The 16,060-nt window shown below is 65.7% G+C and carries 13 protein-coding genes; 2 read left to right on the plus strand and 11 right to left on the minus strand.

Translation table 11 applies throughout. The features are described from left to right. Nucleotides 1-217: 217 nt before the first annotated feature. Nucleotides 218-448 (plus strand): DUF6283 family protein, encoded by a 231-nt coding sequence (locus ACFU99_RS01480; protein ID WP_384384131.1) that lies wholly within the window; start codon nt 218-220, stop codon nt 446-448. A 562-nt stretch (nt 449-1,010) separates the two neighbouring features. On the opposite strand, the gene ACFU99_RS01485 is transcribed toward ACFU99_RS01480, so the two are convergent. From ACFU99_RS01485 to ACFU99_RS01535, 11 genes are all read right to left on the minus strand, one after another. Continuing rightward, nucleotides 1,011-1,292: a hypothetical protein gene (locus tag ACFU99_RS01485; RefSeq protein ID WP_384384133.1), complete on the minus strand. Its 282-nt coding sequence runs from the start codon at nt 1,290-1,292 to the stop codon at nt 1,011-1,013. 179 nt (nt 1,293-1,471) lie between these two features. Further along, nucleotides 1,472-3,340 carry a helicase-related protein gene (locus ACFU99_RS01490; protein WP_384384136.1) on the minus strand — a complete coding sequence of 623 codons (1,869 nt, stop codon included), beginning with the start codon at nt 3,338-3,340 and terminating at the stop codon, nt 1,472-1,474. 21 nt (nt 3,341-3,361) lie between these two features. Next, nucleotides 3,362-4,252, minus strand: coding sequence for a hypothetical protein (locus ACFU99_RS01495; RefSeq protein WP_384384138.1), 891 nt, complete (start codon nt 4,250-4,252; stop codon nt 3,362-3,364). Beyond that, nucleotides 4,252-4,659, minus strand: coding sequence for a dATP/dGTP diphosphohydrolase domain-containing protein (locus ACFU99_RS01500; protein WP_384384141.1), 408 nt, complete (start codon nt 4,657-4,659; stop codon nt 4,252-4,254). The genes ACFU99_RS01495 and ACFU99_RS01500 overlap by 1 nt, the downstream gene beginning before the upstream one ends. Beyond that, complete coding sequence (locus ACFU99_RS01505) at nt 4,656-4,970, minus strand: VRR-NUC domain-containing protein (protein ID WP_384384143.1); 315 nt, start codon at nt 4,968-4,970, stop codon at nt 4,656-4,658. The genes ACFU99_RS01500 and ACFU99_RS01505 overlap by 4 nt, the downstream gene beginning before the upstream one ends. Next, on the minus strand, nt 4,970-5,203 hold the full coding sequence (locus ACFU99_RS01510; protein ID WP_384384146.1) for a hypothetical protein: 234 nt from the start codon (nt 5,201-5,203) through the stop codon (nt 4,970-4,972). Before ACFU99_RS01510 ends, ACFU99_RS01505 begins: the two co-directional genes overlap by 1 nt. Nucleotides 5,204-5,560: 357 nt before the next feature. Continuing rightward, entirely contained in the window at nt 5,561-8,734 is a 3,174-nt protein-coding gene (locus ACFU99_RS01515; protein WP_384384149.1) for a hypothetical protein, read from the minus strand. A 284-nt stretch (nt 8,735-9,018) separates the two neighbouring features. Next, nucleotides 9,019-10,839: a phage/plasmid primase, P4 family gene (locus ACFU99_RS01520; protein WP_384384151.1), complete on the minus strand. Its 1,821-nt coding sequence runs from the start codon at nt 10,837-10,839 to the stop codon at nt 9,019-9,021. A gap of 1,352 nt (nt 10,840-12,191) precedes the next feature. Then, entirely contained in the window at nt 12,192-12,638 is a 447-nt protein-coding gene (locus ACFU99_RS01525) for a hypothetical protein (RefSeq protein WP_384384153.1), read from the minus strand. Between the two features lie 61 nt (nt 12,639-12,699). Continuing rightward, entirely contained in the window at nt 12,700-13,503 is an 804-nt protein-coding gene (locus ACFU99_RS01530) for a CPBP family intramembrane glutamic endopeptidase (protein WP_384384155.1), read from the minus strand. 17 nt (nt 13,504-13,520) lie between these two features. Then, entirely contained in the window at nt 13,521-15,374 is a 1,854-nt protein-coding gene (locus tag ACFU99_RS01535) for a DHH family phosphoesterase (protein ID WP_384384157.1), read from the minus strand. A gap of 200 nt (nt 15,375-15,574) precedes the next feature. Between ACFU99_RS01535 and ACFU99_RS01540 the strand changes: the two genes are divergently transcribed. Next, nucleotides 15,575-16,060: Lsr2 family protein (locus ACFU99_RS01540; protein WP_384384160.1), on the plus strand; the 486-nt coding region annotated here is incomplete at its 3' end.

The following is a 16,060-nucleotide window of genomic DNA, read 5'->3' on the forward strand; positions in this document are numbered from 1 at the left end:
CAGCAACTCTGCCAGGACCAGGCGTCGGACATGCGCGGCCGGGAATACCGCGCACCCGGCGAAGTTTGGCCTCCTGGAGGAGAGCGACGAGGACCGCACCGACCCGCGCTACACTGCCCTGCTGACCGGACTGCCCACCGTGCTCCGCCGCCCGACGGCCCCACGACTGCGCCAGCGCCGCCTGGGACGCCCTCGGGCTCGACACGGAGACCAACCGATGAGCGACGACCGGACGTCGGTGCCCTTCAGTACCGACTCCCCGCACGACCCCGAGTTGCCTGAGGGCGTCGAGCTCTATGACAGCTACGCCGAGATGGCCATCGCCAACGGCGTCGACCCCGATGACCCGGCGCTCATCGGCCCCGCCCCGCCGAACCCTGCCGACGCCGTCCCGCTGGCGGACTTTGCGGACGAGGAAGCCGGGGAAGACCCGTCCCCGGGCGGCTGAACCGGTGCACTGATCGCCGAGCTGCGGCAGTCGACGCCGACCGGGGCGCCGCCGGGGCTGGCGCTCGCCACAGACGAGGCGCTGCTGGAACATCAGTTCCTGCGGATCCCGTCCGGGCGCCGGGGCCGACGCCTACAGCCTGACCCTGGCATGCACAATCACCGACGAGTTCGGCACCGGCCGTGCCCGCCTCGAAAGCTTACGCCGTTCGCTGGCCCCTGACCTCTACCTCGACTGGCCCTGCTCTACCTTCGCGGGGCTGCCCCTCGCACACGGCCGCCCGTACGCCCTCGGCCCCCTGGTCCGGCGGCTCCCAACTCCGAGGCAGTCCTTCGCCGCTGCGCACGACCTCGGTGACCGCGAGGACCGGGCCTACTGCGAGTGATTCGCCCTTGTCCCCTCCACCGCGCGCTCCGTCCCGCACGGCGCGGCCGAGCAAGCCTGGTCTACTCGAGCCCCACCGCGCCCCACGGGTACCGTGGCCATGACCAGCGGCCGACCGGGTTGGCCAGCTACTGGTCGTCACGCGCGACGAGACGATCGCCACGCCAAGGGAGCCGGCTCAGAACTCCCCGGACACACGCATAGTCACCAACCAGCGGCCCGGCGCTGACTCCTCGGCAGCCGTTGCCGTCGCACCGCGCAGATCGTCCTCGTAGTCGTTGTCGATGTAGGCGAGGAGGCGAACCTCGGCCTGCTCGGCGGAGCCGGCGTCGAGGACGAAGTCGGTGACCGCTATCGGCCGGCCTTCCAAGGGCCGCTCGATGCCCCGGTCGGCGAGCTTTTCAGCGTGCCACCGGTTCACAGGAACGGCGGGCAGACTGGTGGGGTACATGGTGGGCATGGTTCTCCTCGGTATGGGGTGGGGTGGGTCCAGTTGAGCTTTTTGGTGCAGCAGGCGTCGAAGACGGCGCAGCGGATTCTTGGGGAGTTCTCTTCCTGATCACGCGTGGCCGGTGAGTGCCCGCGGCAGCGACGGCCCGGCTGGGTGATTACAACCGGGCCGTGGTCGGATGGGTGCGGTCAGACCCGCTCGGAAACCCAGAGGTCGTTGAGGTCCTCGCGGATCTCTTCCTCCAGGGCAGCGAGAAGTACCTGCTCGGCGTCGCCATCCCGGGAAACGGCCTTGATGAGAACGTCCTGGACCTGCTGCTTGCTGGCGAGCACCGAGGGCATCCGCTCGTCCTGCGTGCCTTTGGTGATGAGCCGGTGAATGGTTACCGGCTTCGTCTGACCCATACGGAAGAGCCGGCCGTTGGTCTGCAGGTAGTGCTCAAGCGGGAACGGCAGCGTGTACCAGATCAACGTCGAGCCGCCGTGCTGCAGATTCAGGCCGTGCCCCGCGGCGGCCGGGTGAAGCAGCATCACCGGGATCTGCTGCGCATTCCACCGGCGGACCATGTCGCGCGAGCCGTCGAAGGCCTGCGCGTCGATGCCGGCCTTCCGGAGCCGCATGAGCAGCTGCTCCTTGTCGGACTTGAAGTGGTAGGCGATGAGCACGGGCTCGTTGCTGTTGTTCCGCACCAGGTACTCGGTCATCTCGATCTTCTTGTCGTGGATGACCTCGTACCGGCCCTTCGTGGCCGGGTCGTCGGGATCCGCGGTGTAGATCGTGCCCGAGGCAAACTGCATCAGTTTGCTCGTCAATACCCCCTGGTTCTCGGCAACGATGGATTCGACGCTCTTCGTCAGCTTACCGTCGTCGTCGGTGCAGGTCTGCACGATGTCCAGGACCAGGTCGCGCTTGAAGTCCTTGTAGGCCTGGAACAGGTCCGGCGGGAGCGTGACATTGACGTCCTGGACGGTGAGCTCCGGGAGCTGCAGGTTCGTATTCTGCACGCTCATCACCAGGTGCGAGATGGCCTGATGGATCTCGGCCTCGGCGTTCGCCGTGGGGATCCACTTCGCCGGCGCCGTGGTGCCGGGCGCTATCTTCGGCGTGAACCAGCGGGTACGGAACGCGGTGATGTTCCGCCCCAGCGCCTGGCCCTGGTCGAGCAGGTAGGCCTGGCTCCACAAATCGTGGAGACCTTCAGGGCTGGGCGATCCCGTCAGCTCCATGAGCCGGTTGATCGCCGGCCGCACAGCCGCCAGGGCCAGGAAGCGCTGTGAGTCGTGCGACTTGAAGCCCTGGGACTCGTCGAGGATGACCGTCTGGAAGGGCCAGATGATGGTGTTCCGGCCGTTGATGTTCCGGACCGGCATCTGGTCGACCAGACCGAAGCGGCACTGAGCGCAGCCTGTGCCGGAACAAGTCCGGCAGTCATGGGCTTCCCAGGTCACCAGGGCCGACTGGAACAACTCCTGAATCCAGGCGCGGACCCGGTCCTTGGCGGGGGCCCGGTTGCCGGCGTTGCCGGTGACCAGAGCACGGTACTCGTCGATCAGCTCGTCTCGGCTCCGTGGCCCTCGTGCCTGGAGCAGACCCAGGATCGCCGTCGCCTCCGGTGAGGTGGCCGGGGCAGGTACTGCGCCCGGCACCGGCGTGATCAGTTTCGTCTCCCGGGACGGCTGAGTCAGCAGCTCCTGGTTGATGAAGTACATCGTCGGCGGATCGGTGGCCACTTCCTGGAAGCGTCTCAGGCGCTTGGCCTTGGAGAGCTTCCTGTCGTTCTCGTCGACGATGAGCGACTTCGTCCGGATGGGAAAGCCCCACCTCTCGATCTCGTCGATCCAGGTGGAGCGGGCGATCGCCACGGGTGCGACGACGAGGATGTGACCCATCGGGCGGATCGTCTGCAGGACACTGAGGACCGTGAGCGTCTTGCCGGCCCCGATGCCGAGCCACGCGCCGGCGAAGGGGCGGTCAACGAGGAAGTCGTGGACCTGCTGCTGATGCGGCATCAGCGTGAGCTGAGACGGATCAGGAGTAGTGGTCACGTCGCTGGTCATCCCTTCTCTTCGAGTGAGTGGTCAGGCATGGAGTGCCTCGCGGATGAGGGCGAGGCGGGCATGCGCCTCGTCGGCTCGCTGTTTCTGCCGCGCGGCCTCAGTCTCCAGCCCGGCGACCCTTGCTTCGAGCTGGGTGACGCGGGGGTCGGGCCCGAGGGCTTCCCGCACGTTTTGCAGCACTGCCATCGGGTCGTCTGGCTGTTCGGCTGTGCCAGCCGGTGCTGTCCGGTGCGTGGGTGCTGGCATGTCGTACTTCGCTTTCTGCGGCGTCCCGGGCGTGATGTCGGAGTCGGTTGTGGTGGTGGGGACCGACGCGGCGCGATCGCGGTGGACTCGACGACGCGGGTCCGCAGCAGCCGCAGTGCTGAAGGGCCGCCGGCGGGCCCCGCATCCGGGCTCCCGTTCCTGGAGTGTGGATGCGGCCTCGGCCGCGGTTCCAGCCGTGCGTACGACCTCGAACAACGGCTGACCGGACTCGCCGAAGGTCACCCTCAGCGGCGTATCCGCGGGAAGGCTGCCTCCCTGGGCGTCAAACCAGACGGTGAAGGCCGTGCTGTGCTGGAGGAACGCCTGGGCCACTGTGATTTCTTGGGCCGGTCTGGGTTCCGGAGTGGAGTTAGACGATGGACGTTCGGCATGATGCCCGTTCATGAGCCGGCGCACGTTGGCCCTGGTGTTCTGCGACGTGCGGTTCTGCTGGGCCAGTTTGGGCGGCACCGAGGCTGTGCCATCGGCGTTGTTGTGCAGGATGCAGTGGCCTTTGGAGGAGATCCGTCCCATGCAGCCGATGTCCATGGCCGCCAGGATGAGGTTCTTGGCTTCCTGGTCGAAGGCGGGAGGGATGTCGGCCCCGGTGAGCCGGCGGAACGGCGGGCCGTTGAACCCGTTGATCCTCGTGCTGCGGTTCCCCATCAGAGCCCCGGCTCGCCGTTCTCCACCCTCTGCCCGATCCGGTACGCGGTGGCCTCGGCAGCCAGAAGATCGAACACAACGGCGGCAGCGTGATCCTCGTCGGTCTCACCGGTGAGCCACTGTATGAAGTGGTGGAATGCGCTGGCCTTGATGTCCTCCAGCTCAGCTAGGGAATCGGCCTTCTCCCCGTTACGGGAACTGTATTTCTGTGCCCCTCGCTCCATGAGGGCGGCACAGCGGGTGAGCAGGTGCTGGTCGCAGGGGACGGTTTCGGAGACGAGCAGGTCGAACCGGGGCCGTCCGGTGTCGGGCGCGCGCAGCGTTCCGGAGGAGAACTCGTCGCGCTGGCCGGATTCTTTGGTCTCATGCGGTGGCTGCTGGGCCGCGGCCTTGTATGTGCGGGTCATGGTGCTGCTTTCTGTTGGTCGGAGGGGGGCTTGAGGAGGTGCGCGATGAAAACGTCGACGCTCGGTTTGTCGTCGACGACGTGGACCTCGCCTCCGTGGCGGCGCAGCTTGGCGTGCATGCGCTGTTGCCGTTTTCTCGGCCGGCCGCCGGGGCGTTTGACTTCGACGAACACAGTGTTGCGGGGGGCGACGACGATACGGTCGGGTACTCCCCCGCGGGATGGTGAGACGAATTTCAGGCACAGGAAGCCGTGCGCCCGGCACTGGCTGAGGAGGTAGCCCTCAATGGTGCTCTCACGTGTGCCAGCCATCAGCGGGGGGTCGTCTCGTCCTGGGCGGAGGTGTCGGTCGTCCCGGTACAGGGCATGATCTCGTACTTCTTCAGGAACGGGCCGAGCTCGGTGATCGTTCGACGCTGCGCTCGATGATGGACCGAGCGCCGGAATTGGGAGGGGGGATCCACGTGAATGACCGTGGTCAGGACCCCGTCGCTTTTGCGCCGCCAGTGCTGACCGGGCTGGACCGTCTGGATGGGGTCACTCACAGGCCTGCGTCCTTGTCATCGTCTTCCAGGCAGCTGAAGGTGGCTGCGTCGACGGCGCCCCACCACGTGGCGGCGTTGCCGAAGTTGGAGATGTTCCCGGGGCGACGGGGCGGACGCGGGACGCGTCCGACACTGTTTCCCGGGCGGTCTCGCAGGGGGTGACGTGCGGTTTGGGACATGACGCCTCTGAGCTTTCTTGTCGCGACAAGCCCAACTCGTCTTTCATCTCAATTGTGACTCGCAGCAGTTGGCTTATGGCGGTCTATTCAACAGTGGCTATCGAAAGCCACAGATACCGGGCAGCATCGACACGACGCTGCCCGGCACCCTGTGGTCCGATGGTGGTGCAGGCGGTGGTCAGGCGGCGTTCTTCCAGTTTCTGGTGAATGTCTCGTCGAGCATCTGGGTGTAGATGTCGAGGTCGAGCGCCCCGATGAGCTGCTCGATCCGCAAGGCCGGCAGCGTACGAAGGTCGTCGTTGACGACGGTCACCGACCAGCGCGGGTCGATGCTGTTGATCCGGCGGATCACGACGTCCTGGTCATCGGGCAGCAGCGTGAGGCCGTCGGAGGTGCTGGCTTCGTTGCGGTTCTTCGCCCACCCGTGGTGGCGCAGGATCTCCAGCGCGATCGGGTCACGTCGTACCCCGGCGCTGCCGGATTCGCGCCGCTTGCTCTGGCTGGCCGGGGTCACCTTCCACGCACCGGCGTTGTGCAGGTTCACGGCGCCGGCGGTGCCGTCGTGGACGATGAAGATCCGGTTGACCATCTGCAGGGCCCGCGGGTTCACCAGCTGCGCATCGGTGTCCTCGTTCTCGTCAGGGTCGGGCCCGGCGCTGACCGGGTCGGCGGCGAACGGGTAGGTGATGGATCCACGCGAGGCGGCGAGGACGTTCTGGAACAGCAGCAGCGTCCGCATGGGAGCGGCCGGGTCGATCGCCTCCTCGATCATCTTCCGGCCCAGCACGGGATCGAACGGCTCGGCGAGAGCCTCCTCTCCTCTGCCCGCGACGGTCTGCAGGTAGCGGGCCAGAGCGAAGTCGATCACGGCCGGGTGGGCCAGTGATTTCGTCGGGGTAGGACCCGCGTGGCAGGCCAGCGTCCCGCCGGAGGCGGTGATGATCGGGCTGTCGGCGATGCTCCGGTCCTCACCGGGTGACTCCAGTTCGAGCCGGTTGTTTGAGTCCTTGCTGATGAGGAACATCAGCTCCGGTTCGATGTCGATGCCGATGGCGGCCTGCTGCTCGGCGAGCACCCTGTTGTTGGTGGCCTCGTCGAAGCCGTTCTCGCCGCCGACGACGGAGTAGAGGCCGTCGGTGTTCGTCGAGATGATCCGCGCGCCGGCCAGCGTCTGGGCCTGCCCGATACGCCAGCTGAACAGCTGGCCGATGATCCGCATCGAGATGGTGCGGTTGTTCATCCTGATCGGGGTCCGGTGCGCGGCGTCAGCAGCTCCAGAGGCGGAGTTGAGGATCAGCTTCGTGCCGTTGCGCAAGATCGTGAGCCGGGCTTTCTCCTCGGAGGAGATCCCCGGCTTCTTCGTCTCGAAGCCCAGGCGCTCCTTCTCGAAGAAGATCGTCGTGTAGCGATCCTCGCCCAGCTCGGGATTGTAGAACGCCCTCATATTGCGCAGCAGGTTCGGGTAGTAGCTCGTGAAGTCCTCGTGGATGACGAGGTCTGCTGAGGTCCGCGCGAACCTCGGATGCAGCTTGGTTGAATTGTCGTCCTTCGCGATGAACAGCTCGGGAGCTTTCTTCGGCGGCTCATCGCGGTAGGCGGCCTTGACCGCCGAGGTGGCGGCCAGGACGACCCTGCCGTCGAGCACGGTCCCATCAGCCAGGCACACGTGCATTGCCTCAGCTTCCGGGCGCTGGGTGTCCAGCAGCCGGGCCGGATCCGGCACTTGGGCCTGCGCACACGCGAGCTGCTCGGCCTGGTCCGGGTCGTCCTTCTTCGGCTTGCGGTACTTCACCTTTTCCGGGTCCGAGCCCCGCAGCACGAGCCGCTTGTCGACGGCTGTGCCGTCGGGCAGCGCGAGCAGGTTGTGCTGGCGTCTGGCCTCGGCGACGAAGTCTTTCGCGTCCGGGTAGAAGCGCTTGGCGAGGCCGATCATGGCTGTCTGTTCCCGGTGCTCGACGGAATCGGCGTCGAAGACCGTCATGTCCGCTTCCGCGCCGTGAATGCCGCCTGTACTGAACGTGGCGAAGCACGACGACGGGGAGGCGTCACGGCGGAAGTAGGGCACGTTGTTCGGCGTCTTCGGCAGCTCGCGCAGCGACGTGGCCGGGAGGCCGAACAGCTCGCGGTACTCCTCGGAGTCGTTGAAGTTCTGCCCCTCGATCGAACGGTAGTAGGTGACGACCTGCATGAACTGGCGGTGAGCCTTCGCCTGTTCCGGCGTCGCGGCTGGGTCTTCGTCGGGGTCGGGCGCCACGTTCTCCTCGAAGAAGCGCACACACTCGTCGAGCACGTTGATCTGAGGGACGCCCTGCTCCTCGGCCACCTCCTCGGCCGGATAGAGGTACGACACGGCCTCAATGTCGTTCAGCGAGGTGTACGGCGCGAGGATGCGGCCGACGAACTTCGCCGAGGACGAGTCGATGGTCAGGCGGTCGCGGCGTACCGAGCCGTTCTTGGCGTAGACGGTCTCGGAGTACCGCGCGAGCAGGCCGGCCTTGAGGTCGAAGTTGCCGGCGTAGGCCGGGTGCTGGAAGAGCTGGGCCAGGCCCAGGCAGTCGGAGACGTTGTAGGCCAGCAGTTCGTAGAGTTCCTGGACCGCGGTGATCGAGGTGTCGTGGCTGAGCTTCTCGGACTCCTTGATCTGGCGGCCGAGCATTCCGAGCAGGCGCTTGAGGCTCACCTTGGTCTGCAGCTCGTTGAGACGGGCGACGTCCAGGTGCCGGCCCGAGTGCATCATGGCGCGGCGGATCCTGGCGGCCGGGCCGTCCCAGCCGAGGTAGCGGGGCATGTACTCGATGTGGTCGTTGAACAGCTTGTCGTTGTGGTCGCGCATCTCGCGTGCGGTGGTCGGCTGGACAAGACGACCGGAGTGGGGAGCCGGAAAGGTCTCCATCAGGTACAGCGCGAGCATGGTCATGTCGTAGTTCAGCGAGTTGTATCCGGCCAGGAACGGGTGTTTCACCGGGTCGTACTCGGGATCTGTGTCGCAGACCGGGCGCAGGCTCGCCGGATAGGACGAGGCCTCACTGCGGTCGTTGACCTGGTCCGCGTTCGAGAGGCCTATCAGTTCGGCCAGGCGGAGGTTGCCCCGCTCGCCGCGCAGGTTCCACAGCTGGACGCTCACCGCGGGCAAGCCCGGGTTGGAGCGCACCACGGCCTCATAGAGCGCCTGCGGGTCCACGGCGCCGGAGAGCAGCGGGTCGTCGGCGAGGAAGAAGATCTCCAGGTCGTCGACGGCTTCGTCGGGCCGCGAGGTATAGGCGCACAGGGTGAAGACGTCCGACAGCGACTCGATGTCGTAGAAGGTGAAGCGCGCCGTCGAGGCCGTGACGGGTATTCGCTGTGTGGTCATGAGGAGATCCCCTTTTGTCGGTCCGGCCATCACGGCCGGCCTCTGGCGGAGAGGCGCGCGTGGCCTCAGAGGGAGTCGTGAGGAGAGCGCCGGCGCGAGGTATCCCTGCGCCCGGCCTTCTCCACGGGGTCCGACGTGATCTGCGAGCTCACGATCGGGTAGGTGACCCACTGCCCACGCGCGACGTCGGACATCACCGTGATCAGACGGCTCTGGCCACGGCGGGTTCGAGCACGGCCCGGGGGAGTTCGCCGAGTGCGCCGGCGGTTTCAGTCATGGGTGCATCAGTCCTGCCCGTCAGTGGTGTCGTCGGCCGGGGCGGATGCGCCCGCCTGCCGGAGCAGCCCGCGGTAGTTGGCCTTCAGTACCGGCTGGGACTTCTTCTTCGGATCACTGCCGGTGTAGCTCGGGTGCATCCACTTCTTCAGCTCGTACTCGGCGATGAGCACCTCGGGCTTGTTCATCAGCGAGGCGGGCCGGATTTTGCGGTTCTTGTCCGGGCAGTGCCACAGGGCATCGGATCGGACGATCGCCACGAGCTCGCCGACGAACGCCCGGTGGGCAACTGGAATCCCCATCGGGTAGACATCGGCGAGCCATTCCTTGTACAGGTCGTAGAGGAACGTGAACGGCACCAGATCCCAGACCAGTTGCTCGCGGACTTCTCCCCAGAAGTCGCGCACGGGGTCGTTGGTCTCCTTGTACTCGGCCAGGGTCACCTTGGTCCCCGCCGGCTCGGAGAGCTGGTAGTAGTTCCCCGGGGAGGACGTGCCGGCACGGTTGATCGCGTACCAGAAGACGTACTCCAGAACCTCACGTCGCTGGAGGTAGTCGTCCCTGATGTACATCTTCTCGGCTCCGGTGAAGGTCTTGGTGAAGGGCACGAAAAGCTGCCGGCGGTAGAACGAGTTGGTCTTGTCCATTGCCCTGGGGAACTCGTTCAGGCACTGGACCATGAAGCCGAAGAACTGGTGCTTGACCGGCATCCGGTGCTTCCGATTGATCGTGAAGACGTCGTGGGTCACGATCGACTTCAGGTTGGCGGCCTTGTCGATGCGGGTGCCGACGTCGTTTTCGTCGACGATGATCGCGTTGGCGCGCACCAGCGGTTCGAGCGCGAAGTCCTTGCCGAAGTCCGCGAGCGGGATCGAGGCATGCGCGCCGCTGCCGACGAGGTTGCGCATGAGCGCGCAGAGCGTGCCCTTGCCGTTGTTGCCTTCCGTCGAGAAGAACCAGGCGGTCTTGCGCCAGACCACATGCGGCCGGATGATCGCGCCGATGATCTCCCAGATCAGGTCGGCGAAGCCTTCGTCACCGGGCTGGTCGAAGAGGTCCTTGATCCAGGCGGCGACTTCCCAGTCTCCGTCCTCGGGATGCGTGATGACCTGCTGTGGGGCGTCGTCCACGTAGTCGACGTCGTTCTTGGTCAGCAGCACGATGGCGGGGTCGAAGGGGTGGACCTGCTTGGGCTCGAAGTGGAAGTCCTTGCCGAAGATCGTGACGTCCAGCGGCTCGGCGCCGTAGAAGACGATGCCGTTGCGCGCGGCGATGAAGTCGCGGTGCGTGCTCTTGTGCCGGCGCGGGCTGTCTTCGCGCAGGACGGCCAGAACCTCGGCGAACTCCTTGAGGGACATCTGGGTGTTGTACATGCGCGCCGTGGCGCGGATGTCGTCCTCGCTGGGGGTGTACGTCCCGCGCGCGTGCCCCGTGGGCTGGTACATAGCCAGCAGGTCGTACTCACGCTCGGTGCCCCCGGCATTGGGTGCGATCCGGATGACGTGGTGCAGTCGCAGGAGGATCTGCGCGATCTGCCAGTACGTCAGGTATCTCGGCAGGGGATATCTCTCGGCGGCCATGGCCGCTTTGGAGTTCACGGCCTTGATGACGCTGCCCATGATCGCCAGCAGTTCCTTCTCCAGGACGCGGGGGGCCGGAGGGTTCCCCGGGTCGATCTGGTCCAGGTAAGCGGTGGTGATGTAGGTGACGATCTCGTTCTGCGGAGCCATGTCATCGCGGTTCGAGAAGTACCCCATGACGCGGGCCAGGACGTCGGCGACGGGGTTGGTGCGCGGTCCGGCGCTGGAACCGGCGGCGGGTATGGACATGAGGGCATCAGGAGGCGTCATGCTGCTGCTTTCTCGATCATGATCGAGTTCCTGCCGGCGATGAGTGGGAAGCCGAGCGGACTCGTAATCGAATGAAACGTGATCTTGACCCTACGTCATTCGAGTGCCCTTTTTCAACGATTGAGTCGCCAGTAGACAAGGGAGTCGACTGGTGCCCTGAATAGCTACTAATGGAGAGCCGAAAGGACCGTCGACAGAGGCCGGAGAGGGCGCTCGACCGCTGCAGCCTGGCCACACGCACCGCAGGCCGGGGGGCAAGAAACCGACAACTCCGCGGAACATGTGCCCGGCAGCATCACCAGATCCTCGTACTCGGCCACACACCCGCGGGCGGCGTGAGCCGCCCGGCCCGCGGTCGAGGTTCGGCGAGTTCTTCCGACCGGCCGAGCCATCTGCCGCCAAGGCATCGATCGGACGCCCTCCAAGAGAACCCCGGGCGGCGGATGGCCACATACCCCATAGGGGTATGTGGAGTGCGTACCACGTGACGTGGTACGCCTATATCCGCAGGTCAGAGCAGGGATTTGGGGAGTTCAAGAGCGGGCTGTACTACGTGTCATTCTCTATGTGGTACAGGGGTTTCCCCAGGTCAGGCGAGGTTTATATACCCCCTGTACCAGTTGTACCAGGAAATAGATACTTAGTTACACGCACAGGCGGGATAGCAGAACAGACCGGTAAGCCTGGACTGGAGCTGCTTGAACCCCCGAATACGTCCCCTATGGGAACAGTCAAAAAAATCGTGGTACTCGTGGTACAACGACGGGTAAACACCGACTGACCAGGCAAAACGTCGTACCACGTCGGCCCTCCCACGTGGTACACCCAATGCGGAAATGATCCTCGCAGTGCAGGTGTTCACCCAGGTCGGACACGGTTTTCAGGGGTGTACCACGTCTCGTGGTACAGCTGGCTGCCCGACGCACCCCTTAGCGACCACGTCGATGCGGACTTCCTCGCCGAGCCACTGTACGACTCCCAGAACACCCGTGCCGAGCCCCAGCCTGACCGGAGGCCGTGCACGTCCGCGGCACCCTGAGGCTCAGGGAAAGCTCCCGGCACGTCCCCCGAACGCAAGTCGACCACCTGTCCGAGTCGTCTGTCCACAAGTCTCCACTCGGCGCGATAAGGCATTGGAAGGCCATTCGTCGCTCATTGCGAGTGGCACACAACAGCTGCTATCGTCCATGCCAGGTGATCGATGTTGCACTGGAACGTGAAAACAAAGAGGCCGGAGAGCATCCCCGTGGGAAGGGACCCCTCCGGCCTCTTTGCATGTGCTGATGAGTGCGAGGTGCGGGTGGCGCGCATCGCCCAAGGGTGACCGTGCTTCAGCTCCGCTGGTATCCCGCATCGGAGGACCCGGGACTGTGGCTGCGGAATCGCTTGTCTGCTTCGACGACGTAGAGGATCTCGTAGGAAATCGTGGTGTTGAGGTTGCGCGGGTTCTTGCCCCGGCTCCCCTTCATTGCGATCTTGCGGAAGCCGTGGACGGCCTCGGCACGATCGAAGAAACGGCGCAGTCGCGTGTTCACGCGCTCACGGGCTTGTTCGGCCGTGACGCCCATACCGGAGACGACGAAGAGGTGCAGGTGACCGCTATCGAAGGTCGGCTTCTCACCAGTGTCGAGGTCCAGACGGATCTTCGCACGGCTGATGTCGAGCGTGTCGGGACGGACGAGCTTCCCTCGCGAGTCATACGTGCAGGTGCTGACGGTAGCGATGATCAGATCCTCCCTTCTCCTGATGAGTATGACGGAACAGGTGCTTTCCGTCACACTCCCGGTGACCGGATCACCCCGGTCACCATCGTCTTTCAGAAGAAGCTGAGTATCTCGCTCACTGCATCGCGGACTCGCCTCCCGCGCCCAGGACTGCCCCAGGGGCAGTCCTGCCGGCAACCTGCAGGTAGAGCCCCAAGGCCCAACCGGCGAAGACGAGGTACAGGGCCACCGCACAGACGGGGTTCGCCAGGGTGCCGAGCGCCTGTGCGGGGACGCAGGAGGCAGCGAGGTTGAAACCCAGGTGCAGGAGCACGCAGGGCCACAGTGCACGCGTGTGTTCGTAGACCAGGGCCAGGAGCACAGCCAGCGGCAGGATCGCGGCGAACTGCACGGCGTTGCCGTGCAGCAGGCCGAACGCCACGGCGGTGACCAGCGTGGAGGCGAGGATGCCCACCCGCTTGCGCAGCAGCGGGTAGATCAGCCCTCGGAAGAGGGCCTCCTCCCCCGCGGGGGCCGCAATCAGGGTGAGCAGCAGGGTCGCCGACGTCCCGGCCGCGTGCCTGGTCTGGTTCGACGCGTCGAAGCCGGCGGACCCGGCCGTAACGTAGATCCACAAGGCCAGGCCCTGGCCGGCGAGGAAGGCCAGGACCGCACAGCCGAGGACGGTCCACCCGAAGCGCGGGATCTCCGGCCTCGGTCTCGGCGCCGTCGCATGCGCGAACCGCCAGGGCCGCTGGATCCTCACCGAACCGACCAGGACGACAACCAGCATGCCCAGAACGGTGGTCGCGCCGATCGGATCTCCGACGAGCAGGACTGCGACGGTGCCGAGACCGAGGTAGACCGCGACAGCGACGAACGGTACGAGGATGCCCCACCCGATGCCGAGCAGTCGCGAGGCGATCGGTGACGTCGTCATGATCTCCTCCACCGGTTTCAAGCAGTCGTGGTGATCTGTTCGTCGATGACGGCCTGGACACGGGTGTCGCCGCGGAAGGTGTTCAGCTGCAGCCTCGCCGTGAAGCGCAGCGTGCCGGTTTCGGTGCGGCTGGCGCGCTGGACGAAGCCCCGGAGCATGTCGAACTTCTCCTCGGCGGCGTTCCACCACAGGCAGGACAGGCCGGACCGGGTGACCAGACGCAGGTGCTGCGATCGGGATCCGATCCGGTCCACACGCAGGCCCAGGGGCTCGATCGCGATCTCGACGACCGGAGCAGTGAAACCGTGGCCGAAGGGCTTGAGTACCTCGGTCCGGCGCACCAGCTCGGACAACGGCTGCAGGTCCTCGAGGCCGGCGTCGCAGTCGGCGTCCGGCCCGAGCACGAGATCACCGCTCGGGCCGTCGGCGCTCACGTCGAGCAGGGCGGCCTGGGTGGCTTCCCGCAGTACGGCGACGAGGTCGCCCAGCTTCTCGATCTTCGCGACACGGACGCCACAGGCCTGCTGGTGTCCGATGGCGCTGAGACCGTCGTGCGGCTCCAGGCCGGTGATGATGTCGAACCACCCCGGCGCGCGACCGGAGCCGCTGACGGAATCGTCGGGGCCGGCGGGCCGGCCGGCGACGACGACCGGGTGACCGTTGCGTTCCATCATCCGGTTGGCCAGCAGTCCGTACATGCCCGGGTAGGCGTCCGAGAAGTACACCCACGGGGCCAGGGGCTGGTCCCCGGTGGTGAGTTCATCCGTGTGTTCGACGACCAGCTGCTTGCGCAGCTCGTTGTTCTCGATCACCTGGCGGGCAGCCTTGAGCTTGACGTCGGCGCCGGCGGCCGTGAACACCGCGAAGCACGGATCCAGCGAGGCCCCCGTGCGACGGGGGCTGTTCATCGCCGGCGCGAGGTAGAAGCCGAAGAAGCCTTCGTCGAGGTCGTCGACATCCCGGATCTTGCCGACCTGGGCGAAGGCCTTGAGCACGATCGCGAAACCCTCGAAGGCCCGGAGGAAGACCGGGTGGTGCGGTTCGGTGCGCAGCAGCTGCATCAGGATCGACCGCTCGACGTCGATGGCGTCGGGATCAGCGTCGAACCCGCCCCAGGGATTGGGGCTCGTCTTCGGCGCGGCGACGCGCAGCAGGCGGGCGATCGAGATCGCATCGCGCACCAGCTGACGGTTCTCGTACAGCACGGGCATGACGTCGGAGACGGTGCCCAGGCCGGCGAACAGACGCAGCAGGCGGATCTCCCAGAGCTTCTCGGGCCGGTGGACGCGGGTGTAGGCCTCGATGACCTGGTAGAGCACGTGTGCACCACAGATCCCGCTGTGGGCGTAGGTCTCGTTGATCCGGCACGGGTCGACGGTGACGTCCGCGGTCGAGCCCGGCGCGAGCTCCTCGTGGTGGTCGGTCACCAGCGTCGTCCAGCCCAGGGCACGCGCGGCGGCGATACCGCGGTGGGAGTTCACTCCCCCGTCGCAGGTGAGCAGGACCCGCGTGTCGGACCACTTCGCGTGGATCTCGGCGATGTCCTCGGGCGCGAGCTCGTGACCGCGGCGGTAGTCGGGCAGGTGCAGCTCGACGTCGAAGCCGAGCTCGGACAGACCTGCGTAGCCGAGGACCCCGGAGGAGATGCCGTCCATGTCGAAGTCGGGGGCAATGGTGACCTTCTTGCCCGTGGTCCGGGCGTCATGAAGGGCCCCGACCATCTCGGCCAGGCCCAGGAGCTCGTCGTGCTCGGCGGACTCGATCTTTTTCAGGAACTGATCCGACCACCCCCGGCGCCGGCACAGCAGCCCGAAGAGGTCGGTGTCCTCACCGGTGAACGACTGGTCGTCGACGGTATGGAGCGTGGACATGGCGGAGGCCTCTCGGTCCGGGCTGTCGGTCGGTGGGGAACGAGACATACCGTCTCATTACTGCGATTTTATCAGTAATACCCGCTTATCACGCTAAAGAGCAGCGACTGTGAGCATCATTCGGGTTGCGAGTGACACGCTTATCTCGAGCGGCTGCGACAGGCTTTTCAATGCTCTTGTGAGTCAGCTACTCTCACTGCATGGCCATTCGAAACATCCAGATTGTCGAGTCAGATCTCAGTGGCGAGCCGGCCGCGGTTACACAGATGTTCGCCGTGGATGACAGCTGGTTCGAAATCGATCTCACCCCTGAGGAGCAGCAGGAGTTCAAGGAAGCGCTGAAGCCATACCTACAGGGTGGCCGGAAAGCCAGGAAGCCCACACTGGTCAAGAAGCGAGTCGTGCACAAGACGACTCAAGAGGAGCGCAACAGGATCCGCGAGTGGGCCACGGAGAACGGCTACGAGCCACCGGCGAGGGGGCAGATCCCGCAGGAAATCCAGAAGGCTTACGACGAGGCACACGACATCGATCGGATGCAACTCGACCGGGAAGCCGAGCAGTCGGCGTCAGTCAGGAGGCGAGTCGTACACAAGACGACTCAAGAGGAGCGCAACAGGATCCGCGAGTGGGCCACGGAGAACGGCTACGAGCCACCGGCGAGGGGGCAGATCCCGCAGGAAATC

The sequence above is a fragment of the Streptomyces sp. NPDC057654 genome (genome assembly GCF_042800135.1).
Taxonomy (GTDB): domain Bacteria; phylum Actinomycetota; class Actinomycetes; order Streptomycetales; family Streptomycetaceae; genus Streptomyces.

Coding starts and splice junctions, on each gene's coding strand:
- ACFU99_RS01505 (WP_384384143.1), bottom strand. CDS start 4,970: ATGGCTGGCACACGTGAGAGCACCATTGAGGGCTACCTCCTCAGCCAG.
- ACFU99_RS01500 (WP_384384141.1), bottom strand. CDS start 4,659: ATGACCCGCACATACAAGGCCGCGGCCCAGCAGCCACCGCATGAGACC.
- ACFU99_RS01485 (WP_384384133.1), bottom strand. CDS start 1,292: ATGCCCACCATGTACCCCACCAGTCTGCCCGCCGTTCCTGTGAACCGG.
- ACFU99_RS01515 (WP_384384149.1), bottom strand. CDS start 8,734: ATGACCACACAGCGAATACCCGTCACGGCCTCGACGGCGCGCTTCACC.
- ACFU99_RS01480 (WP_384384131.1), top strand. CDS start 218: ATGAGCGACGACCGGACGTCGGTGCCCTTCAGTACCGACTCCCCGCAC.
- ACFU99_RS01535 (WP_384384157.1), bottom strand. CDS start 15,374: ATGTCCACGCTCCATACCGTCGACGACCAGTCGTTCACCGGTGAGGAC.
- ACFU99_RS01530 (WP_384384155.1), bottom strand. CDS start 13,503: ATGACGACGTCACCGATCGCCTCGCGACTGCTCGGCATCGGGTGGGGC.
- ACFU99_RS01490 (WP_384384136.1), bottom strand. CDS start 3,340: ATGACCAGCGACGTGACCACTACTCCTGATCCGTCTCAGCTCACGCTG.
- ACFU99_RS01520 (WP_384384151.1), bottom strand. CDS start 10,839: ATGTCCATACCCGCCGCCGGTTCCAGCGCCGGACCGCGCACCAACCCC.
- ACFU99_RS01495 (WP_384384138.1), bottom strand. CDS start 4,252: ATGGGGAACCGCAGCACGAGGATCAACGGGTTCAACGGCCCGCCGTTC.